The 17,790-nt window shown below is 72.0% G+C and carries 18 protein-coding genes; 12 read left to right on the top strand and 6 right to left on the bottom strand.

The genetic code is table 11. The features are described 5' to 3' along the window. Positions 1-20: 20 nt before the first annotated feature. The 4 genes from AC1DPN_RS15095 to AC1DPN_RS15080 all read left to right on the top strand — a co-directional run bounded on the left by AC1DPN_RS15095 (position 21) and on the right by AC1DPN_RS15080 (position 3,991). On the top strand, positions 21-809 hold the full coding sequence (locus tag AC1DPN_RS15095; RefSeq protein ID WP_477085588.1) for an HAD-IA family hydrolase: 789 nt from the start codon (positions 21-23) through the stop codon (positions 807-809). After that, on the top strand, positions 799-1,410 hold the full coding sequence (gene dhaL, locus AC1DPN_RS15090; protein WP_477085587.1) for a dihydroxyacetone kinase subunit DhaL: 612 nt from the start codon (positions 799-801) through the stop codon (positions 1,408-1,410). The genes AC1DPN_RS15095 and dhaL overlap by 11 nt, the downstream gene beginning before the upstream one ends. Before the next feature lie 75 nt (positions 1,411-1,485). After that, the gene (gene dhaK / locus AC1DPN_RS15085) at positions 1,486-2,547 is read left to right on the top strand and encodes a dihydroxyacetone kinase subunit DhaK (RefSeq protein ID WP_477085586.1); all 1,062 of its coding nucleotides are present in this window, start codon (positions 1,486-1,488) and stop codon (positions 2,545-2,547) included. Between the two features lie 157 nt (positions 2,548-2,704). Beyond that, positions 2,705-3,991, top strand: a complete 1,287-nt coding sequence (locus AC1DPN_RS15080; RefSeq protein ID WP_477085585.1) for a glycoside hydrolase family 6 protein — start codon at positions 2,705-2,707, stop codon at positions 3,989-3,991. A gap of 38 nt (positions 3,992-4,029) precedes the next feature. Here the strand turns inward: AC1DPN_RS15080 and AC1DPN_RS15075 are convergent, their stop codons facing one another. After that, positions 4,030-4,800, bottom strand: coding sequence for a glycoside hydrolase family 16 protein (locus AC1DPN_RS15075; RefSeq protein ID WP_477085584.1), 771 nt, complete (start codon positions 4,798-4,800; stop codon positions 4,030-4,032). A gap of 47 nt (positions 4,801-4,847) precedes the next feature. Here AC1DPN_RS15075 and AC1DPN_RS15070 point away from each other — a divergent pair, with 47 nt between their 5' ends. Both AC1DPN_RS15070 and AC1DPN_RS15065 read left to right on the top strand, forming a co-directional pair. Next, complete coding sequence (locus tag AC1DPN_RS15070; RefSeq protein ID WP_477085583.1) at positions 4,848-5,450, top strand: DUF998 domain-containing protein; 603 nt, start codon at positions 4,848-4,850, stop codon at positions 5,448-5,450. A 46-nt stretch (positions 5,451-5,496) separates the two neighbouring features. Beyond that, entirely contained in the window at positions 5,497-6,111 is a 615-nt protein-coding gene (locus AC1DPN_RS15065; protein ID WP_477085582.1) for a dihydrofolate reductase family protein, read from the top strand. Here AC1DPN_RS15065 and AC1DPN_RS15060 read toward each other — a convergent pair. From AC1DPN_RS15060 to AC1DPN_RS15040, 5 genes are all read right to left on the bottom strand, one after another. Continuing rightward, entirely contained in the window at positions 6,092-7,195 is a 1,104-nt protein-coding gene (locus AC1DPN_RS15060) for a flavin-containing monooxygenase (protein WP_477085581.1), read from the bottom strand. The two genes, AC1DPN_RS15065 and AC1DPN_RS15060, sit on opposite strands and share 20 nt — an antisense overlap. Positions 7,196-7,241: 46 nt before the next feature. Continuing rightward, positions 7,242-8,357 carry a 23S rRNA (uracil(747)-C(5))-methyltransferase RlmC gene (gene rlmC / locus AC1DPN_RS15055; RefSeq protein ID WP_477085580.1) on the bottom strand — a complete coding sequence of 372 codons (1,116 nt, stop codon included), beginning with the start codon at positions 8,355-8,357 and terminating at the stop codon, positions 7,242-7,244. Positions 8,358-8,367: 10 nt separating this feature from the next. After that, entirely contained in the window at positions 8,368-8,877 is a 510-nt protein-coding gene (locus tag AC1DPN_RS15050; protein WP_477085579.1) for a mycothiol transferase, read from the bottom strand. A gap of 109 nt (positions 8,878-8,986) precedes the next feature. Continuing rightward, a complete protein-coding gene (locus tag AC1DPN_RS15045) occupies positions 8,987-11,122 on the bottom strand; it encodes an alpha/beta fold hydrolase (protein WP_477085578.1) in 2,136 nt (711 codons plus the stop codon). Between the two features lie 32 nt (positions 11,123-11,154). Next, positions 11,155-12,246 (bottom strand): class I SAM-dependent methyltransferase, encoded by a 1,092-nt coding sequence (locus AC1DPN_RS15040; RefSeq protein WP_477085577.1) that lies wholly within the window; start codon positions 12,244-12,246, stop codon positions 11,155-11,157. 111 nt (positions 12,247-12,357) lie between these two features. Here AC1DPN_RS15040 and AC1DPN_RS15035 point away from each other — a divergent pair, with 111 nt between their 5' ends. The 6 genes from AC1DPN_RS15035 (at position 12,358) to AC1DPN_RS15010 (ending at position 17,779) form a co-directional block, all read left to right on the top strand. After that, positions 12,358-15,108 (top strand): helix-turn-helix transcriptional regulator, encoded by a 2,751-nt coding sequence (locus AC1DPN_RS15035; RefSeq protein ID WP_477085576.1) that lies wholly within the window; start codon positions 12,358-12,360, stop codon positions 15,106-15,108. Between the two features lie 88 nt (positions 15,109-15,196). After that, a complete protein-coding gene (locus AC1DPN_RS15030) occupies positions 15,197-15,817 on the top strand; it encodes a hypothetical protein (RefSeq protein WP_477085575.1) in 621 nt (206 codons plus the stop codon). Further along, complete coding sequence (locus tag AC1DPN_RS15025; RefSeq protein WP_477085574.1) at positions 15,810-16,091, top strand: hypothetical protein; 282 nt, start codon at positions 15,810-15,812, stop codon at positions 16,089-16,091. Before AC1DPN_RS15030 ends, AC1DPN_RS15025 begins: the two co-directional genes overlap by 8 nt. Before the next feature lie 9 nt (positions 16,092-16,100). Then, a complete protein-coding gene (locus AC1DPN_RS15020) occupies positions 16,101-16,394 on the top strand; it encodes a DUF1905 domain-containing protein (protein ID WP_477085573.1) in 294 nt (97 codons plus the stop codon). A 31-nt stretch (positions 16,395-16,425) separates the two neighbouring features. Beyond that, the gene (locus AC1DPN_RS15015; RefSeq protein ID WP_477085572.1) at positions 16,426-17,079 is read left to right on the top strand and encodes a hypothetical protein; all 654 of its coding nucleotides are present in this window, start codon (positions 16,426-16,428) and stop codon (positions 17,077-17,079) included. A gap of 22 nt (positions 17,080-17,101) precedes the next feature. Continuing rightward, the gene (locus tag AC1DPN_RS15010; protein WP_477085571.1) at positions 17,102-17,779 is read left to right on the top strand and encodes an alpha/beta fold hydrolase; all 678 of its coding nucleotides are present in this window, start codon (positions 17,102-17,104) and stop codon (positions 17,777-17,779) included. Positions 17,780-17,790 lie beyond the last annotated feature (11 nt).

The following is a 17,790-nucleotide window of genomic DNA, read 5'->3' as shown; positions in this document are numbered from 1 at the left end:
AGCAGGCGGGACGGGGCACCATGCCGGCGCTGATCTTCGACTGCGACGGCGTTCTCGCCGACACCGAGCGCGACGGCCACCTGCCCGCGTTCAACCAGACGTTCGCGGACGCGGGTGTGCCCGTCCACTGGTCGCAGGAGGAGTACGGGCACCTGCTCGCGATCGGCGGCGGCAAGGAACGGCTCGCGTCGGTGTTCACGCCGATCTTCGTCGAGACCGCGCACCTGCCGTCGGACCCGGACGAGCAGCGGGAGCTGATCGCCACCTGGCACAAGGCCAAGACGAAGACCTACACGGACCTGGTCGCGGCGGGCGTCATGCCGGCCCGACCCGGCATCGCGCGGATCGTCGAGGAAGCCCGAGCCGCGGGCTGGCAGCTGGCGGTCGCCTCGACCTCGGCGGAAGCCTCCGTGCGTGCGGTGCTCGAGCACGCCGTGGGCGCCGAGCGTGCCGCCGACTTCGCCGTGTTCGCGGGCGACGTGGTCCCGGCCAAGAAGCCGGCGCCCGACATCTACCTGCTCGCCCTGCGCGAGCTCGGGATCGGGCCGCAGGAGGCGATCGTCGTCGAGGACAGCTCCAACGGCCTGCGGGCCGCGCTGGGCGCCGGCGTCCGGACCGTCGTGACCGTGAGCAGCTACACCGCCGACGAGGACTTCACCGGGGCGTCCCTCGTCGTCTCGTCGCTCGGCGACCCGGACCAGCCCGCCACGGTCCTCGCCGACCCGCACCACCTCGAGCCCGCCGGCGAGGTCTCCCTGGCACATCTCACGCACCTGCTGACCGAGAGCGAGCAACCCCGTGTCCCCTGACGTCGAGTCGGTCGTCCGCATCATCGCCGACACCTGCATCGAGAACGAGAAGTACTTCGGCGACCTGGACTCCGTCGTCGGCGACGGCGACTTCGGCTTCTCGCTGGCGCGGGGGTTCGAGAACGTCGTCGCCCAGTGGGACTCGTTCGACCGCACCGACCCGGCCACCTTCCTGCAGAAGGTCGCGATCACCATGACCGGCCGGATCGGCGGGACCTCCGGTCCGATCTGGGGAACCGCGTTCCTGCGGGCAGCCGGTGCGATCAAGGGGAAGCCGTCGGTGACGGGCGAGGACGTGGTCGCGATGCTGCGGGCCGCGATCGAGGGCATCAAGGCGCGCGGCGGCGCGGACCTCGGGGAGAAGACACTCCTGGACGCGCTCGCCCCGATGACCGACACGATCGAGGCGAACCTCGGCGCGGACGGCAAGGAGATCGCGAAGCTCGCGGCGGAGTCGGCCAGGGAGGCCGCCGAGGCGACCCGTCCCATGCAGGCGCGACGCGGCCGCGCGTCGTACACGGGCGAGCGCAGCATCGGCTCGCTCGACCCGGGCGCGGTGGCCGTCGCCGTGCTCGCAGAGAAGGTCGCCGAGAGCTGGTGACACCACACGTCCGCGCACGGGGGCGACGCGGCGGCAGGACGCAACCGAACACGACGATGTGTGGAGGCAGTACTGATGAAGAAGTTCGTCAACGACCCCAAGAACTTCGTCCCGGAGATGCTCAAGGGGATCGCCCTGGCCAACCCGGACACCCTGCGCTACGTCCCCGAGTACAACCTGATCATGCGGGCCGACGCCCCGAACCACGACAAGGTCTCGATCATCCAGGGCTCCGGCTCGGGCCACGAGCCGGCGCACGTCATGGTCGTCGGCAAGGGGATGCTCGACGGCGCCTGTCCCGGTGACGTGTTCGCCGCGCCACCGATGGAGTACGTGCTGGAGACGGCCAAGCTGCTCGCCTCCGACAAGGGCGTCCTGCTCCTGGTCAACAACTACACGGGCGACAAGATGGCCTTCGAGATGGCGGCCGAGGTCGCGGAGGCCGAAGGCCTGACCGTGCGGACGCTGTTCATCAACGACGACGTCGCGGTGAAGGACTCGACCTGGACCGTCGGCCGCCGTGGTGTCGCGGGGAACTTCTTCGTCATGAAGGCCGTGGGCGCAGCCGCCGAGGCCGGGGCCTCGCTGGACGAGCTCGTGCGCATCGGCGAGAAGGTCAACTCCGTCACCCGGACCATGGGCATCGCCCTCACCGCCTGCACTCCCCCGGCGAAGGGTTCCCCGCTCTTCGAGCTCGGGGACGACGAGATGGAGATCGGCGTCGGCATCCACGGCGAGCCGGGACGTCGTCGCGCCAAGCTGGTGAGTGCCGACGAGATCGTCGACGAGCTGCTCGGCGCCGTCGTGCCCGACCTGCCGTACGCCTCGGGTGACGACGTCGCGCTCATGATCAACGGCCTGGGCGGCACCCCGATCAGCGAGCTCTACCTGCTCTACGGGTCGGCGCACGAGAAGCTCGCGGCACAGGGCATCACCGTCGGACGCAGCTACGTCGGCGAGTACTGCACGTCGCTGGACATGGCCGGCGCGTCGCTCACGCTCGTCCAGCTCGACGACGATCCTAGACCGCCTGTTCTATGTGCGGGTCTTTTTTGGGTTTCAGGTTTTCGACGCACGTCGGAGCCACCGGTGGGTGCGGGTGCGGCGACGGCGACACAGGCGCGTCTTCGGGCGTGACCGCCTCCGGAGCGACGTGCGCCACGCTCGGCGGGATTCTGCATTACCGGTACACCTTGCGCAGCGCTGTCCGATTCGTCATGCTCTGGGAGACGGCGATGGGAGCGCTCCCCGTCGTCGCGAGACTGGTCATCCGACAACGACGTAGGAGACTTCAGTGCCCCGTCCCTTGGTACGAACACGTCTAGCACTGCTCGCGGCCGCGGCCGTGGTAGCGCTCTCACTCGGCGCCGCCGCCCCCGCCAGCGCTGACAACGGCCGAGAGCCCGGATCCGGGACTGGTCTGTACACGCCACCGCCGGACGAGGGCGCGCTCCTGCAGATCGCAGAGCTGACCTCCGCGGGCCAGTCGGCCGACGCGGCCGCGATCTCGACGATGGTGAACACCCCTCAGGCCGTGTGGTTCACCGGCGGGACGCCGACCGAGGTGAAGAAGGCCGTCAAGAAGACGATGCAGCAGGCGAAGCTCACCAACACCATCCCGGTGCTCGTCGCCTACAACCTGCCGTTCCGGGACTGCGCCCAGTACTCGGCGGGTGGGGCCGCGAACACGGCTAGCTACCTGGCGTGGATCGACGCGTTCGCGGCGGGCGTCGGTCAGCGGCAGGCGATCGTGCTGCTCGAGCCCGACGGCCTGGGCATCATCCCTTGGTACAAGCCGATCACTGACCCCACGCACAACGAGTGGTGCCAGCCGGCCGAGCTGGACCCGGCCACGGCAGCGCCCGACCGGTTCACGCAGCTCAACGGCGCGGTCGACCGGCTCACCGCTCTGCCGAGCACGACCGTCTACCTCGACGGCACGCACAGCGGCTGGCTGGGTTCCGGCGACGCCGCCGACCGCCTGCACAAGGCCGGGGTCGAGAAGGCCGACGGGTTCTTCCTCAACGTGTCCAACTACGAGCTCACGGAGCGCCAGGTCAAGTACGCGTCGTGGATCTCGCAGTGCCTCTGGTACGGCACCAACCCGGCCGAGGGCGGCTGGCGCGTCGGGCACTTCGACTACTGCGGCAGCCAGTACTACCCGGCCACGGCCGGCGACTTCAGCACGTGGGGCCTGACCGACCAGTGGTACGTCGACAACGTCACGAACGCCGCGAACCCGCCCGGCGGCCCGGAGGTCCTGGCGCACGCGGTGATCGACACGAGCCGCAACGGTCAGGGCCCGTGGACCGCACCGCCGGGGAGCCCCTCGGGCGACCCGCAGGTCTGGTGCAACCCGCCCGACCGCGGCCTCGGCCTGAAGCCGACGCTCAGCACCGGCAACCCGTACGTGGACGCCTTCCTGTGGGTCAAGATCCCGGGCGAGTCCGACGGCCAGTGCACGCGGTGGGCTCCCGACGGGGGCATCGACCCGGTCCGCGGGTACGCCGACCCGGCCGCTGGTGACTGGTTCAACGAGATGGCCCTCGAGCTCGTGCACAACGCGAACCCGGAGCTGTAGGGGCAAGGCGACGACCGGGGCGGCGAGTGTCGCCCCGGTCAGCCGTCGCCCGCGATCCGGTCGACGACGAGCTCCGGGACCGCCGAGTCGTCGCCACCGACCGACCGCTCGGGGAAGTCGAACACGGCGAGCATCAGCTGCATCGGGTAGGCAGGCGGCCGGGGGCAGCTGCGCACGACCGCCCCGTCGACGGAGAACGACGCAGAGTCCGGGGACCATTCCACCGCGTAGGTGTGGAAGTCGGCGACGTCGATCGGCAGCTGTACGGCCGCGAAGTCCTCGGTGACGTCCGGGTCGCGGAACGCGTGCAGCCCCATCCCGACCGCGGCCGACGACCCCGGCACGACCGCGTCGCCGAACACCTCCATCACGCAGATCTCCGCGCACCTCTCGGGACGGTCCTCGAGCCCGACGAGCCACAGCGCCACCATCGACCGCGGCGTGATCACGGCCCGCGCCCGCATCTCGAGGTGCCCACCGGACGGCGTCCAGCCCAGGAACGTCTCCTGCGCCTCGCGCACGACGAGGCCCTCGCGGTACGGCTGCTGGCCCAGCGTGCTGCCGACCGGGCCGGACCGGTTCCCCGTCTGCAGGCCCGACACTCGCATGGGCGGCCGGTGGTCGTCGGCGCACCAGAGGCCCCGGTCGGGCGGGATCGACAACCGCAGGCACGAGTCCTGGACCGCATAGGTGGCGGCGGTCTGCGCACGCGAGCTCCACGCGGGCAGGTAGTGCGGGAACCACCGCTCCCGGTCGAGGTCGGCCCCGTCGAAGTCCTCGACGACCCATCCGTGCGTACCGTCGGCCACGAACCCAGTGTCGTCCGGATGTCCCGCACCAGCACGAGATGAGACCGATGCGCACCGTCCCCGGCTGGGCGCTCGCGTCCGCGATCGCCGCCCCGCTCGGGATGATCGGTGGGTGGACGCTCGCCGCGACCCGTCAGCCGACGTTCGACCCGACGCGCGAGACCATCAGCGCACTCGCCGCGACGACCGCGACGGACGCCTGGATCATGACGGCCGGGCTCGCGATCACCGGCCTCGCGCACCTGGTCACGGCGACTGGGTTGCGGCCGGTTCCTCGGGCGGGCCGTGCGCTCCTGGCACTCGGTGGGGCCGCGACCCTGGCCGTCGCCGCTCTGCCGTCGGACGTCGCCCCGCGCGCGCACGGCATCGCCGCGACGGTCGGCTTCGGGGCGCTCGCGCTCTGGCCCGCGTTCTCGACGACTGCGCTCCCGACCCGCTCCCCGGGCGTGCTGCGACCGGCGGTCTCCGTGACCGCGTCGGCGGTGCTCGTCGGGCTGCTCGCCGCGTTCGGTGCGGAGCTCGCTCGGGACGGGGACGCAGTCGGGCTCACCGAGCGCGCGCTCGCGGGTGCGCAGTCGCTGTGGCCGCTCGTCGTGGTGGTCGCTCTGCGACGGTCAGATGCCGGACAGGCGGCTCCGACCATTCCCTGAGCGCGCAGGTCCTCCGTACGGTGAGGTCCGTCGAGAGGAGTCGATCGTGGGGATCGTGCGAGTCAGTTCTTCCGTCTCGTTGGACGGCTTCAGCGCCGGGCCGGACACCTCGGAGGCGGCGCCGCTGGGCATCGGCGGCGAGCGCCTGCACCGCTGGTTGTTCCCGTCCGACGGCGACGACCGAGCGAACGAGACGAAGCCGGCTGAGGCCGACGCCGAGGTCGCGACCGAGGTCTTCCGCACGACGGGTGCCGTGATCGTCGGCCGGCTCACCTACGACATCGGCGTCGACCTCTGGGGTGACGTGCCGTTCCCGGTGCCGACGTTCGTCGTCACGAGCCGCCCGCACGACCCGCGCCCGATGGCCAGCGACACCTTCACGTTCGTCACGGACGGCATCGGCAGCGCGCTCGACCAGGCGCGCGCGGCCGCGGGCGACCGGGACGTCCTGGTGATGGGCGGCGCCACCATCCAGCAGCAGTACCTCGCGGCGGGGCTGGTCGACGAGGTCGTGATCAACCTGGTCCCCGTGCTCCTGCACCGCGGCGTCCGCCTCTTCGACCACACGGACCCGGGCACGACCGAGCTGGTGCGCACCGGCCTCGTCGCCACCGACGAGGCCACGCACCTCACGTTCCGCGTCAGGAACGACGCCGGCTGATCGCCCGCGCGATCTTGCGGGCGTCCAGACGGAGCTCGCGGAACATCCCGCTGATCGGGTTGGTGAAACCCGTGAAGTAGAGGCCGGGGATCGAGCGCTCCGGCACCCCGCGGTCGTCGAGCACGCCGAGGTCTCCCACCAGCGGTTCCAGTCCGCGCCGGTAGCCGGTGGCCAGCAGGACGACGTCGGGGGCCACCCGGGACCCGTCGGCGAGCACGACGTCCTTCGCGTCGAAGGACGCCACGGCCGCGACCGGCTCGATGCGTCCGGACTGCACGCCCGCGATGAGTCCGACGTCCTGGAGCGGCACCGACCCCTCGCTCACACGCGAGAGGAGCCCCGTGGTCGGCCGCGGCAGCCCGTACGACGACAGGTCCGGCACCTCGACGCGCGCGATCAGGGAGGCGACGAGGTCGATCGTCCGCACCGGCATGTGGCGCACGAGGATGCCGGTGGCCTGCGCGGGCCAACCGAAGTTGGACCGCCGGACGATGTGGGGCGCCGTCCGCACGGCTAGCCGGACGCGCGAGGCGCCACCCTCGGTCAGGTCGACCGCGATCTCGGCACCGGTGTTCCCGACGCCGACCACCAGCACGTCCCGTCCCGCATAGGGCTCGGCGTTCCGGTAGGTCGACGCGTGCACGACCTCGCCGTCGAACTCCCCCGGCCAGGCCGGCGGGACGGGGGTGTGGTTGTACCCGGTCGCGACGACGACCTCGGGCGCGCTCATGATCCCCGCGCTCGTGTCGAGGAGCCACCGGCCGTCGTTGCCCTGGGAGATCCGCGTGACCTCGACACGTGTCTGCACGCGAAGGTGGTGGTGCTCGACGTACTGCTCCAGGTAGGAGACGACGTCGTCACGCGCCACCCACCGGCCGTACCGGCGCGGGAACGGCATGCCCCCGAGGCGCGACAGGTGCCGGGTGGTGTGCAGGTGCAGCCGGTCGTAGTGCCGTCGCCAGGAGGCCCCGACGGCGTCGGACTTCTCGAGCACGAGGGCAGGGATCCCGCGGCGGTGCAGGGCTGCTGCGGCAGCGAGCCCAGCGGGCCCACCACCGACGACGAGGACAGGGTCGACGGCCATGCGCATTCCTACCGCGTCCTCGTCGTTTCTCCCGTGCGCACCGCCGTCAGACACGTTCGAGGAGGGTCAGCACCTCGTAGTGCGTCGTCTGCGGGAACATGTCGAGCAGCTGAGCCCTGACGGGGCGCAGCGACGGCATCGCGGCGAGGTCGCGGGCCAGCGACTCGGCGTTGCAGCTGGAGTACACGACGTGGTTCGTCGCCGACGTCTCCAGGTACCCGGACAGCTCGGCGCCGATGCCGCGCCGCGGTGGGTTGACGATCACGAGGTCCGGCGCTGCTCTCCCGAGCGCGAAGGTCGTCGCGTCGCCGGCGTCGAAGTGCACCCGGTCCGCGCCCATCTCCGCAGCGGACAGCCGGGCGCTGGCGATCGCCTCGACGCTCGTCTCGATCCCGACGACGTCCCGGTCGCCGGCGGCGACGTGCAACGCGAACCCACCGACCCCGCAGTACAGGTCCCAGACGCTCTCCGGCGAGACGCCGGACACCCAGTCGGTCGCGTGCCGGTAGAGCGCGGCCGCGACCTCGGTGTTCGTCTGGAAGAAGCTCTGGGGGCGCAGGTGCAGGTCGATGTCGTTGACGCGCATCCGGAGCGTCGACTCGTCGGTCAGCAGGATCTCCTGGTCGCCCTCGAGCACGGCCTTGTGGTCCGGCAGCAGGTTCACCGACGCGACCCGCAGCATCGGCAGGGCGTCGAGCAGCGCGCCCAGGTGCTTGCGGATCCGGGCGACGGGCTCCTGGGACCGCAGGACGAACCGCACCATGAGCTCACCGTCGGGCGACTCCGTGACCAGCAGGTTCTTGAGCTCGCCGGTGCGCGAGACGAGGTCGTAGGGCGTGAGGTTCGCGTGCGCGACGAAGGCCGCCAGGACCGGGAAGACCGCCTGCAGGGACGCCGGGTAGAGGCCGCACTCCCGAAGATCGACGCCGTGGCCGGCGGCATCGAGGATGCCCAGCGTCGGCTCGGACGCGGTGCCCGTGACCACCATCTTCGCCTTGTTGCGGTACCCGGACTCGCGGCCCGCGAAGGGCGGGAGCCAGTCGACGTCGTCGCCGAGCAGCCCGATCACGTGGTCCTGCTTCTCGGCGAGCTGGTCGTCGTGCGGTCGGCCCATCCACGTGCACGAGCGACAGAGCTCGGCGTCGAAGTAGGGGCAGCGCATACGGCCGAGCCTACGTCGCGCGCTGCAGCAGACCCCGCACGAACGACGCCTGCCCCGCGTGCTGCAGGCTGTCGCCGATGATGCTCACCAGACGCACCCCGAGCGTCACCGGCGGGTCCCAACGGACGTCGACCACGCGGTCGAGATCGGTCTCGGACAGACCCGTCAGGTAGGCGACCGTGGCACTCGCCACGGCGTCGTAGTAGCCGAGCAGCTGCTCGGCGGTCACCTCGACCTGGCCGACCTCCTCGCTCGTCTGCCCGTACCCGCTCGCGGAGTCGTCGAACGGCAGGGCGAACCGGCCGGCCCACCCCTGACCGGTCCACACCTGCTCGGTGCCTGCGACGTCGGCGACCTGCGCGTCCTCGCCGCGGGCCGCGTGCCACGCGAGCCACGCGATCGTGTTGGCCTCGGCGTCGGCACGCCAGGTCAGCTGGACGACGTCCAGCCCACCGACGGCCCGGTGCAGCACCCCGCCCACGCGGCTGTGCGACTCGATCAGCAGTTCGGCGACGTCCATGCGGTCTCCCGGCGGTCGGTGGTCGAGCGTCGAGTCGACCGTAACCGCACCTGGCGGTCAGGGCGCCCGGTGGCCCGTCCAGCGCGTGCCCGGCGAGCGGACGCCGTGGCTAGACCAGGTCGGCCAGCATCGCCGCCGCACGGGCGGCACCGTCGGTCGCGACGGGCCGGTACCGCACGTCGCGGCCGACCTCCTTGACGATCGCCTCCGCGAGGCCCTCCGGGTCGAGCGCGTCCTCGTAGGCCAGGTGACGGCCCGCCTCGTAGCGGTCGAGCCGGCGGCGGACGTGCAGGTTCTGCTCGAAGTGGTGCCGCAGCGGGACGTAGACGAACGGCTTGTTCAGCGCGGTGAGCTCCATCGTCGTCGTGAGTCCGCCCTGCACCACGGCGACGTCGCACGCCGCGAGGTGACGGAACAGGTCGGGGACGTACCCGAGCACCGTCGAGCCGTCGTACGCCGGAAGCGACTCCGGGTCGATCCGGGGACCCGTGACGAACGCGAAGCGCACCTCCGGCGCACGCTGGCGCACCAGCGGGACCACGTCCATGACGCGCCGCAGCAACGAGGCCCCGACGCCCGAGCCGCCGACCGTGACCAGGCAGAGCTTCTCCCCCGGCCCGATGCCCAGCGACTCCCGCACGCGCGCGGCGTCCTCGAGCTCCGCCGGGTCGAACCCGGTCACGTACCCCGCGAAGTCGAAGTTCTCCTCCGTCCACGTGCGGATGCTCGGCAGACCCGGACCGAAGTCGTCCTCGACGATGTCGTCGGGTTCGCCCACGAACACCGACCGGTCACGCACGCGCGCGAACCGGGCTCGCTGCTCGATCATCTCGGCGTTGTAGTCGGCCGTGAGCGCTGCCTCGCGGGCCCCGCCGTCAGGCATCGGGAGCCAGCCGACGAAGTCCGTCATCCACGCGAACGAGAAGCGCTTGAGCTCGGGGTTCTCGTGCAGGAAGTAGTCGACGTCCCACGCCTCGTCGCCGATCACCAGGTCGTAGTCGCCCTCCGCCACGACCTCGTCGAACACCATGAAGTTGTGGACGAGGATCTCGTCCATCCGGCGGATCGTCTGGAACGCGTGCAGGTCGTGCTCGCCCGCCTCGTGCTCGATGTGCCCGGACTCGTTGCGCAGCCACGCCGACGCCGGGTGCACCCGCTCGCCGTGCTGCCCGAGCACACGGGTCACCGGGTGCTGTGCGAGCCAATCGATCTGGAGCTCGGGCTGCAGGGCGCGCAGCTCGGACGCGATCGCGACGTCGCGCTGCGCGTGCCCCAGGCCGATCGGCGACGAGAGGTAGAGCGCGCGCCTCGGCCTCGCCGACGCGCGGATCCACCGCGGCTTCGCCGGGCGTGGGTGGAGCCTGTCGACGAAGGCCGCGATCAGGTGGTTGACCTTCACCGGGTCGCGAGCGGACGGCCCGTGCCCGGCGCGCTCGAGCAGGACCAGGTCGCCCCCGGTCAGCTCGGCGAGCTTCTCGCCGAACGCCTGCGGTCGGATGCGGTCCTCGGTGCCGTGGACCACGACGACCGGACAACGCACCAGCCCGGCGAGCGGGGCGATCGGCTCGCACACCGCCCCTTCGCACCCGATCCGGCCCGCGGTCGTGTCGACGAGCGTCTGCGGGCTGATCTCGTGCGCCCACCCGATGCAGTCCTCGATCTGCTTGGTCGAGTGCGGCTCGGAGAACATCTTCGCGAAGAAGAAGTCGACGAAGTCGTCGTAGCCGCCGCCCAGCCAGTAGTGCTTGTTGTACTTGGCCCAGCCCGTGCTGCTCTCCACCGGCTCGTCGAACGGCACGTGGTCGCGGCCCGGAGTCGCGACGTCGAGCCCGCACGAGGGGGCGATGGCGAACAGGCCCTCGACCCGCGACGCGTGCTTGGCGGCGACGTGCACCGCCCACGACGCGCCGCACGACTCCGTGACGAGCACCGCGTTCTCGGTGCCGGTGGCGTCCATGACGGCGACGATGTCCGCTGCGTACTCGCCGTCCGTGTACGCAGCCGCGCCCGAGGGCCGGCTCGACCGGCCGCTGCCGCGGCCGTCGAACGTGATCACGCGGTAGTGCCGGGCGAGGAAGCCGATCTGCGCCTTCCAGAACCGCGAGGGCACGATCGACCACGTCGGGACGAGGAGCACCGTCGGACGGCTCGGGTTCTCATACGTCTCGTAGGCGAGCTCGACCCCGTCGCGCACCACCACCCCCGCCGTGTCGGGGATCGCGGACCTGCTCGGGTGATCGCTCACCCGAGCAGTGTCCGCCTCACGGACGTCCGTCGTCACGGACGGACCTCGAACACGTTGTTGAACGGCGTCGTCGCGGCGGTCCGGAACGCGGAGAACCCGGCAGCCGTGGACACGTCGCGGATCTTGGCCGGGCCGGCCTGGGTGCCCAGAGCGAGCCCGACGTCCTGGCTCAGCGACGCGGGCGTGCACAGCAGCGTCGAGAAGCCGTAGTACGCGCGGCCGACCGTGTTCAGGTTGTCCTCGACGTGGTCGCCCGCCATCGGCTCGACGACCATCCACGTGCCGTCGTCCGCGATCGCGTCACGCACGTGCCGGGCAGCACCCACGGGGTCGCCCATGTCGTGCAGCGAGTCGAACATCGCGATCAGGTCGTACCCGGTTCCGCTGAAGCCGGTCGCCGGGGCGACCTCGAACGTCACGCGGTCGTCGACGCCCGCCGCACGAGCACGCTCGCGCGCCACGGCGATGGACTCGGCGTGGTAGTCCGAGCCGATGAACGTCGCGTTCGGGAACGCCTTGGCCAGCAGGATCGTCGACGCCCCGTGCCCGCAGCCGACGTCTGCCACCTTGCCGCCCGCCTCGAGCTTGGCCGCGACGCCCTCGAGCGCCGGGATCCACTCGGCGAGCAGGTGGCCGTTGTACATCGTCCGGAAGAAGCGCTCGCACCCGTGGTGGACATCGCCGTTGTGCTCGTGCCAGCCGAGCCCGTCGCCGTCACGAGCGACCGAGAAGATGTCGGGAGCGTCCCGGACGGTGCCGAGCGCGAGCTGGAAGAAACCCGCCAGGTAGGCGGGGCTGGTCGGGTCCGCGAGCGCGACCGCGTGCTCGGCGGGCAGGGTGTACCGCCGGGTCTCCGGCTCGTACTCCACGTACCCACCGGCTGCCTGGTTGTTCAGCCACTCGCGGGCGTACGGCTCGCTCGTCGTCGTCTGCTCCGCGAGCTCGGCCGGCGTGATCGGCCGACCGTCCGCCATCGCGGTGTAGTAGCCCAGCTTGTCGCCCATCACCACCAGCGCGGTGTTCAGCGTCGCGCCGACCTCGTCGACGGCTCGGAAGACGAACGACATGAGCTTGTCGGGGTCGATGGTGCGCTGGGTCAGGGCTCGGACGGCTGTCTCGGTCATGGTGCTGCACTCCTCGGTGAGGTTTGTCGGATGTGTCGTGATCCACGTTCGCGGGGTGCGCACCGCCATCGCATCAGGGGACCCCCCTGGTCTGCTCCCTAGACTCGGCACGTGCTGGTCGGCCGCGAGCGCGAGCGCCAGGTCATCGCGACGCTGGTGGCTGCCGCACGCGTGGGCGAGAGCGGCACGCTGGTCCTGAGCGGCGAGGCGGGGATCGGCAAGAGCGCACTCCTGGAGGACGCGGCGGTGGCGGTCGTCGCCGCCGAGATGCGGGTGCTGCGGGCCGCGGGGATCGACGCCGAGCAGGAGGTGCCGTTCGGCGGCCTCCTGCAGCTGCTGCGCCCCGTCCTCGAGCACCTCGACGCGCTCCCGGCGCCGCAGGCGGAGGCGCTGGGCTCTGCCCTCGCGCTCACGCCCGGTTCGGGCGGCGAGCGGTTCGCGGTCGGCGCCGCGGTGCTCAGCCTGCTGAGCCGGGTGGCCGAGGACGCGCCGCTCGCAGTCATCGTCGACGACGCCCATCTGCTGGACCCGGCCTCCGCGCAGGCGCTGTGCTTCGCGGCCCGCCGGCTCACGGCAGACCCGGTCGTGCTGCTGTTCGCGGTGCGCGACGAGGCACCGTCGATCGTGGGCTCGGCGGGACTGCCGACGCTCGAGGTCACGGGCCTCGCGGACGACGCCGCCGCGACGCTCGCCGGGGCGCTCGGCCGTCGCCTCTCGGACCCGGCCCGCGCGCGGCTGCTCGCCGCCACCGGTGGCAACCCGCTCGCCCTGCTCGAGCTCACGGACGACGGCGTCGACGCGCTGCCACCCGGCGCGCCGGTCCCGGTCAGGGCGTCGCTGGCCAGGACGTTCGCCCGTCGCGCGGACTCGTTGTCGGGGCCTGCACGGACCGCGGTCCTCGTCGCGGCCGCCGCGGGAGGAGACGTCGCGGCGATCACCACGGCGTGCGCGCTGCTGGACGTCTCGGTGACCGACCTCGACGAGGCCGCGAGTGCCGGGCTGCTCACGGTCGGCCCGACCCACGTCGAGTTCCGTCACGACCTGGTCCGTTCGGGCATCTACGCCGAGGCCGACGTCGCGACCCGGCGAGCCGTGCACGCCGCGCTCGCACGCTCGGTCCCGCCCGACGACGTGGACAGGCGCGCCTGGCACCTCGGCGAGGCCACCGCGACGCCGGACCCCGACGTGGCCGACGTCCTGGACGACGCCGCGCGTCGCGCCCAGGCCCGTGGAGCGCACGCCGTGGCGGCCGCCGGGTTCGAGCGGTCGGCCGGGCTCTCCCCGGACCCGGCCGCGCGCGTGGAGCGGCTCGTCTCGGCAGCGGAGAGCGCCTGGCGCGCGGGCTCCCCTGCCGTGGCGCTCGACCTGCTCGAGCGCGCGTCGTCACTCCCGCAGACGTGGGACCTGCACGTGCGTGCCGCCTCGCTCGGCGGCACCGTCGCGGCCCGGACGGGGTCGGTCGAGCGAGCTCGCGACGTGCTGGTCGACGCGGGGTCCGCCGCCGCGGAGCACGATCCGGACGCCGCGATCGCGCTGCTCGCCGACGCTGTCCTGGCCGCGCAGTTCGCCGGCGACATCCCGGCGGCCGCCGCAGCGGCGGAGAGGATCGGACGCCTCGAGGGCACGACGCCGCGCGCCCGCTGGGTAGGGACGATGGCGATCGCGATCGCGTCCGTCCTGTCCGGGCTCGGCGGCCCCGACCTGCTGCGGGCCGCGATGGCCCAGGCGGACAGCTACCTGACCGACGCCCAGCTGGCGCCGTGGCTCGTGGTCGGTCCGCTCTACCTGCGCGAGAGCTCGGCCGGGCGGGACGTGATCCCTGCAGTCGTGGCGCACACCCGCAGCCGCACGGACATCGGTGTCCTCTCGCTGCTCCTGTTCTACGTCGCGCGCGACCAGGCGACCCGCGACGAGCTGGACGACGCCGTCGCCGGCTACACCGAGGCGATCCTGCTGGCACGGGAGGCCGGGTTGACGACGGACCTGGCAGCCTGCCTCGCCGGGCTGGCGTGGGTCGAGGCTCGTCGCGGCGCGCAGGACGCCTGCCGAGCGCACGCCGAGGAGGCCCTGGCGATCGCGGACGCGCACCACATGGGCTTCTTCCGTGCGTGGTCGATGACAGCGCTGGCTGAGCTCGAGCTCGCCGCGGGCCGTGTCGAGGTGGCACTGGACCGGTTCCGTGCGCTCGACGTCCTGCTGACCGACCTCGGCCTGGTCGACGTCGACCTGTCACCGGCTCCCGAGATCGTCGAGGCGCTCGCGCACCTCGGGCAGGTCGACGAGGCGAGCGCGCTGGCCGCCGAGCTCACTGCGCGGGCGGAGGCGAAGGGTCAGCCGTGGTCGCTCGCGCGCGCCGCCCGCGCTGCGGGCCTGACCTGCGCGGACGCCGACATCGACCTGTGCTTCTCCGTCGCCCTCGCGTATCACGCGCACACCCTCGACGTGTTCGAGACGGCCCGCACCGAGCTCGCGTACGGCTCCCGGCTCCGTCGGCTCAGACGACGCGTCGATGCCCGCCCCCACCTTCGCGCCGCGCTCGCGGAGTTCGAGCGGATCGGGGCGACGCCATGGGCCGACCGGGCGGCCCACGAGCTGCGCGCGACGGGCGAGACGGCCCAACGTCGCACCTCGACCGGGCTGGACCACCTGACGCCCCAGGAGCTGCAGGTCGCGCGGATGCTCGCCGCCGGGCGGACCACGAGGGAGGCTGCCGCCGCTCTGTTCCTCAGCCCGAAGACGATCGAGTACCACCTGCGCAACGTCTACCTGAAGCTCGGCGTGCGGTCGCGCGACGAGCTGGCCAACGCGATCCCGGGACAGTCCCCGAGCGCGGACGTGAGCCCGCCTCAGGAAAGGGCGTGACCCCGGTGGTCGAATTGCGTACATTTGGTGTGATCTACATCACGCGGAGGGGCGCCGCCTACAACTCGAGCCGCCTCATGGGGGACGCATGGAGCCGCCGCGCACGGGACAAGCCGCCGTCGATGCCGGTCTGGCGCGGGTGGGCGGAGTGATGCAAGACGGTGCGGGCTTCTGCCTGAAGTTCACGCGACAGGTCTTCGCGGTCGACGGAAAGTACCGCGACGCCGTCGGGGCCTGGAACGCGTCGCCGACGCAGCACGCCGGCGACCGGCATCCGCCGCCCGCCGTGCCGGTGTGGTTCGACACGGCGTCGGAGCACGGCCACGTGGCGTTCCACGCCGGAGACGGAGTGATCGTCTCGACGTTCAACGAGCACATCCGTCGGTACGACTCCCTCAGCATCGTGGAGGACAAGTTCAACGGCGGGTACATGGGCTGGGCCGAGGACATCAACGACGTCCGGGTGTTCGACCCGGCGCCCGCACCCCTGTCTGTGCTACGAGGAGAGGACAAGATCGTGCTGCTCATCCAGGACAAGGACCACGGATCGAAGGGGGCGTTCGTCCTCGAGGACGGCTCCTGGGACTGGGTCAAGTCGGCCGCCGACATGGACGCGCTCGAGGCCTCGACCGGGCACGCCGCAGCGGTCCTCTCGAACGAGACGTTCCGCGGGTTCACCGCACTGAAGTTCAAGCGCACCAATGACTGACCCCGGCTTCGACTTCCTGACGGGCCAGGACCCGGCGGCGTTCTCGAGCGGACGCGACCCTCTCGGCCGGCTGACGAACGGCAAGCCCTTCGTCGACACGCGCCCGATCGTTCCCGAGACCGGCGAGCCCATGGACCCGAGCATGGACCCCAACCACAGCCTCGACGACTACCCGCAGGACCCCGAGGGCCGACGTCCCGACGAGACCGCGGACGACTGGCACGGTCGCACGGGTCACGTCTGGACCGACCCCCTGCCCCCGACCGGCCCCTAGTCTCGCTGCGTGACCTACGAGTTCGACGCCCCTCTCTGGCGCTGGTCCGCGCGCACGGAGACGTGGACGTTCGTCAGCCTTCCCCCCGAGGTCTCCGACGAGATCCTCGACGTCGCCGGGCCGGCCGCGCGCGGGTTCGGCTCGCTGCGCGTCGAGGTCACCGCGGGGCCGATCGTCTGGCGCACCTCGATCTTCCCGGGCGACTCGGGCTACGTCCTGCCGGTCAAGCGGGCCGTCCGCACCGCCAACGCCGCCGACGTCGGCGACGTGCTGCACGTCGTGCTCACCGTGCTGGACGTGTGAAGGTCAGGATCGCGCGCGCCGATGCACTGGTGTGTTCCTCACCTCGACGCTGGTCGCCTTCCTCGTCCTCGCGGCGGGCCTCTCGGTGCGCTGGATGCTGAGACGGGTGGACGCGCTCGGCCGTGTCGCGCCGTTCCCGAAGATCAGCGTGGGCCTGTGCATCGCGATCGTGATCGGCTGCGCGGTCCCGCTGGCCCTGCACGCCAGGCTGGAAGGAACGCTCGAGCGCGCAGCGTCGCGGGTCGCCGACGGGCCCGTCGGCGTGCACTGCCAGACGGCGGGCGAGACGTGGATCGACATCGGCGCGGAGCTCGGATACGTCCGCTGGGGTCCGGGCGGCGTTCCGGAGCGCAAGACGCTCCTCAAGTACCGGGTCTGCGCGGATCTGCGCTCCTGGCTCTCGTCGGGCAAGGAGAACCCGCGGGAGGACCAGGTCGTCGCCGTGCACGTCCTGACCCACGAGACGATGCACATGGTCGGCATCACGGACGAGTCGGAGGCCGAGTGCGCGGCGATGCAGCGCGACGCCGCCATGGCCGAGGCGCTGGGCGCCACTCCCGCGCAGGCGCAGGCGCTCGCGCACCGGTACTGGCTCGACGTGTACCCGCGGATGCCCGACGGCTACACGGGCGACTGCGGGCCGGGCAGCGTCGGCGACGAGCGCCTCGCAGTCGCACCCTGGTAGCCGCCCACCTAGCGTGGACCGCATGAGCCACCCGATCGCCCTCATCCCAGGAGCAGGTGGCCAGGGCTGGCTCTGGCACCTCGTGGTGGCCGACCTGCGCGCACGCGGGTTCGACGCGTTCGCGGTCGACCTGCCCGCAGCAGACGAGAGCTGCGGCCTGCCCGCGTACGCCGACACCGTCGTCGAGGCCATCGCGGGCCGTCGCGACGTCACGCTCGTCGCGCAGTCGATAGGCGGGTTCACGGCTCCCCTGGTCTGGCAGCGCGTGCCCACCCGGTGTGTGGTCTTCGTCAACGCGATGATCCCGCTGCCCGGCGAGACCGCGGGCGAGTGGTGGGGCGCCGTGGGTTCCCACGAGGCTCTCGTGGCCGCGGCACGCGAGGGCGGCTACACCACGGAGTTCGACGACGACGTGTACTTCCACCACGACGTCCCCGCCGACCTCGTCGCGTACATGAACGAGCACCCGTCGCCCGAGACGGACACCGTGTTCGGCGACGCGTGCGCGTTCACCTCGTTCCCCGACGAGGTCACGGTGGTCGCCGGCCGCGACGACCGGCTCTTCCCGCTCGAGCTGCAGCAACGGGTCGCGCGCGAGCGGGTCGGCGTCGAGCCCGTGGTCGTGCCGGGCGGCCACCTCGCCGCGTTGAGCCACCCGAGAGAGCTGGCCGACGCGATCGCCGCGACGTTCGACGGCTGACCGGCACGCAC

The organism is Cellulomonas sp. P4_H4, from assembly GCF_056400865.1.
Note: the sequence above shows the minus strand (reverse complement) of the source record. Positions and strands in the feature narration are given on the sequence as shown.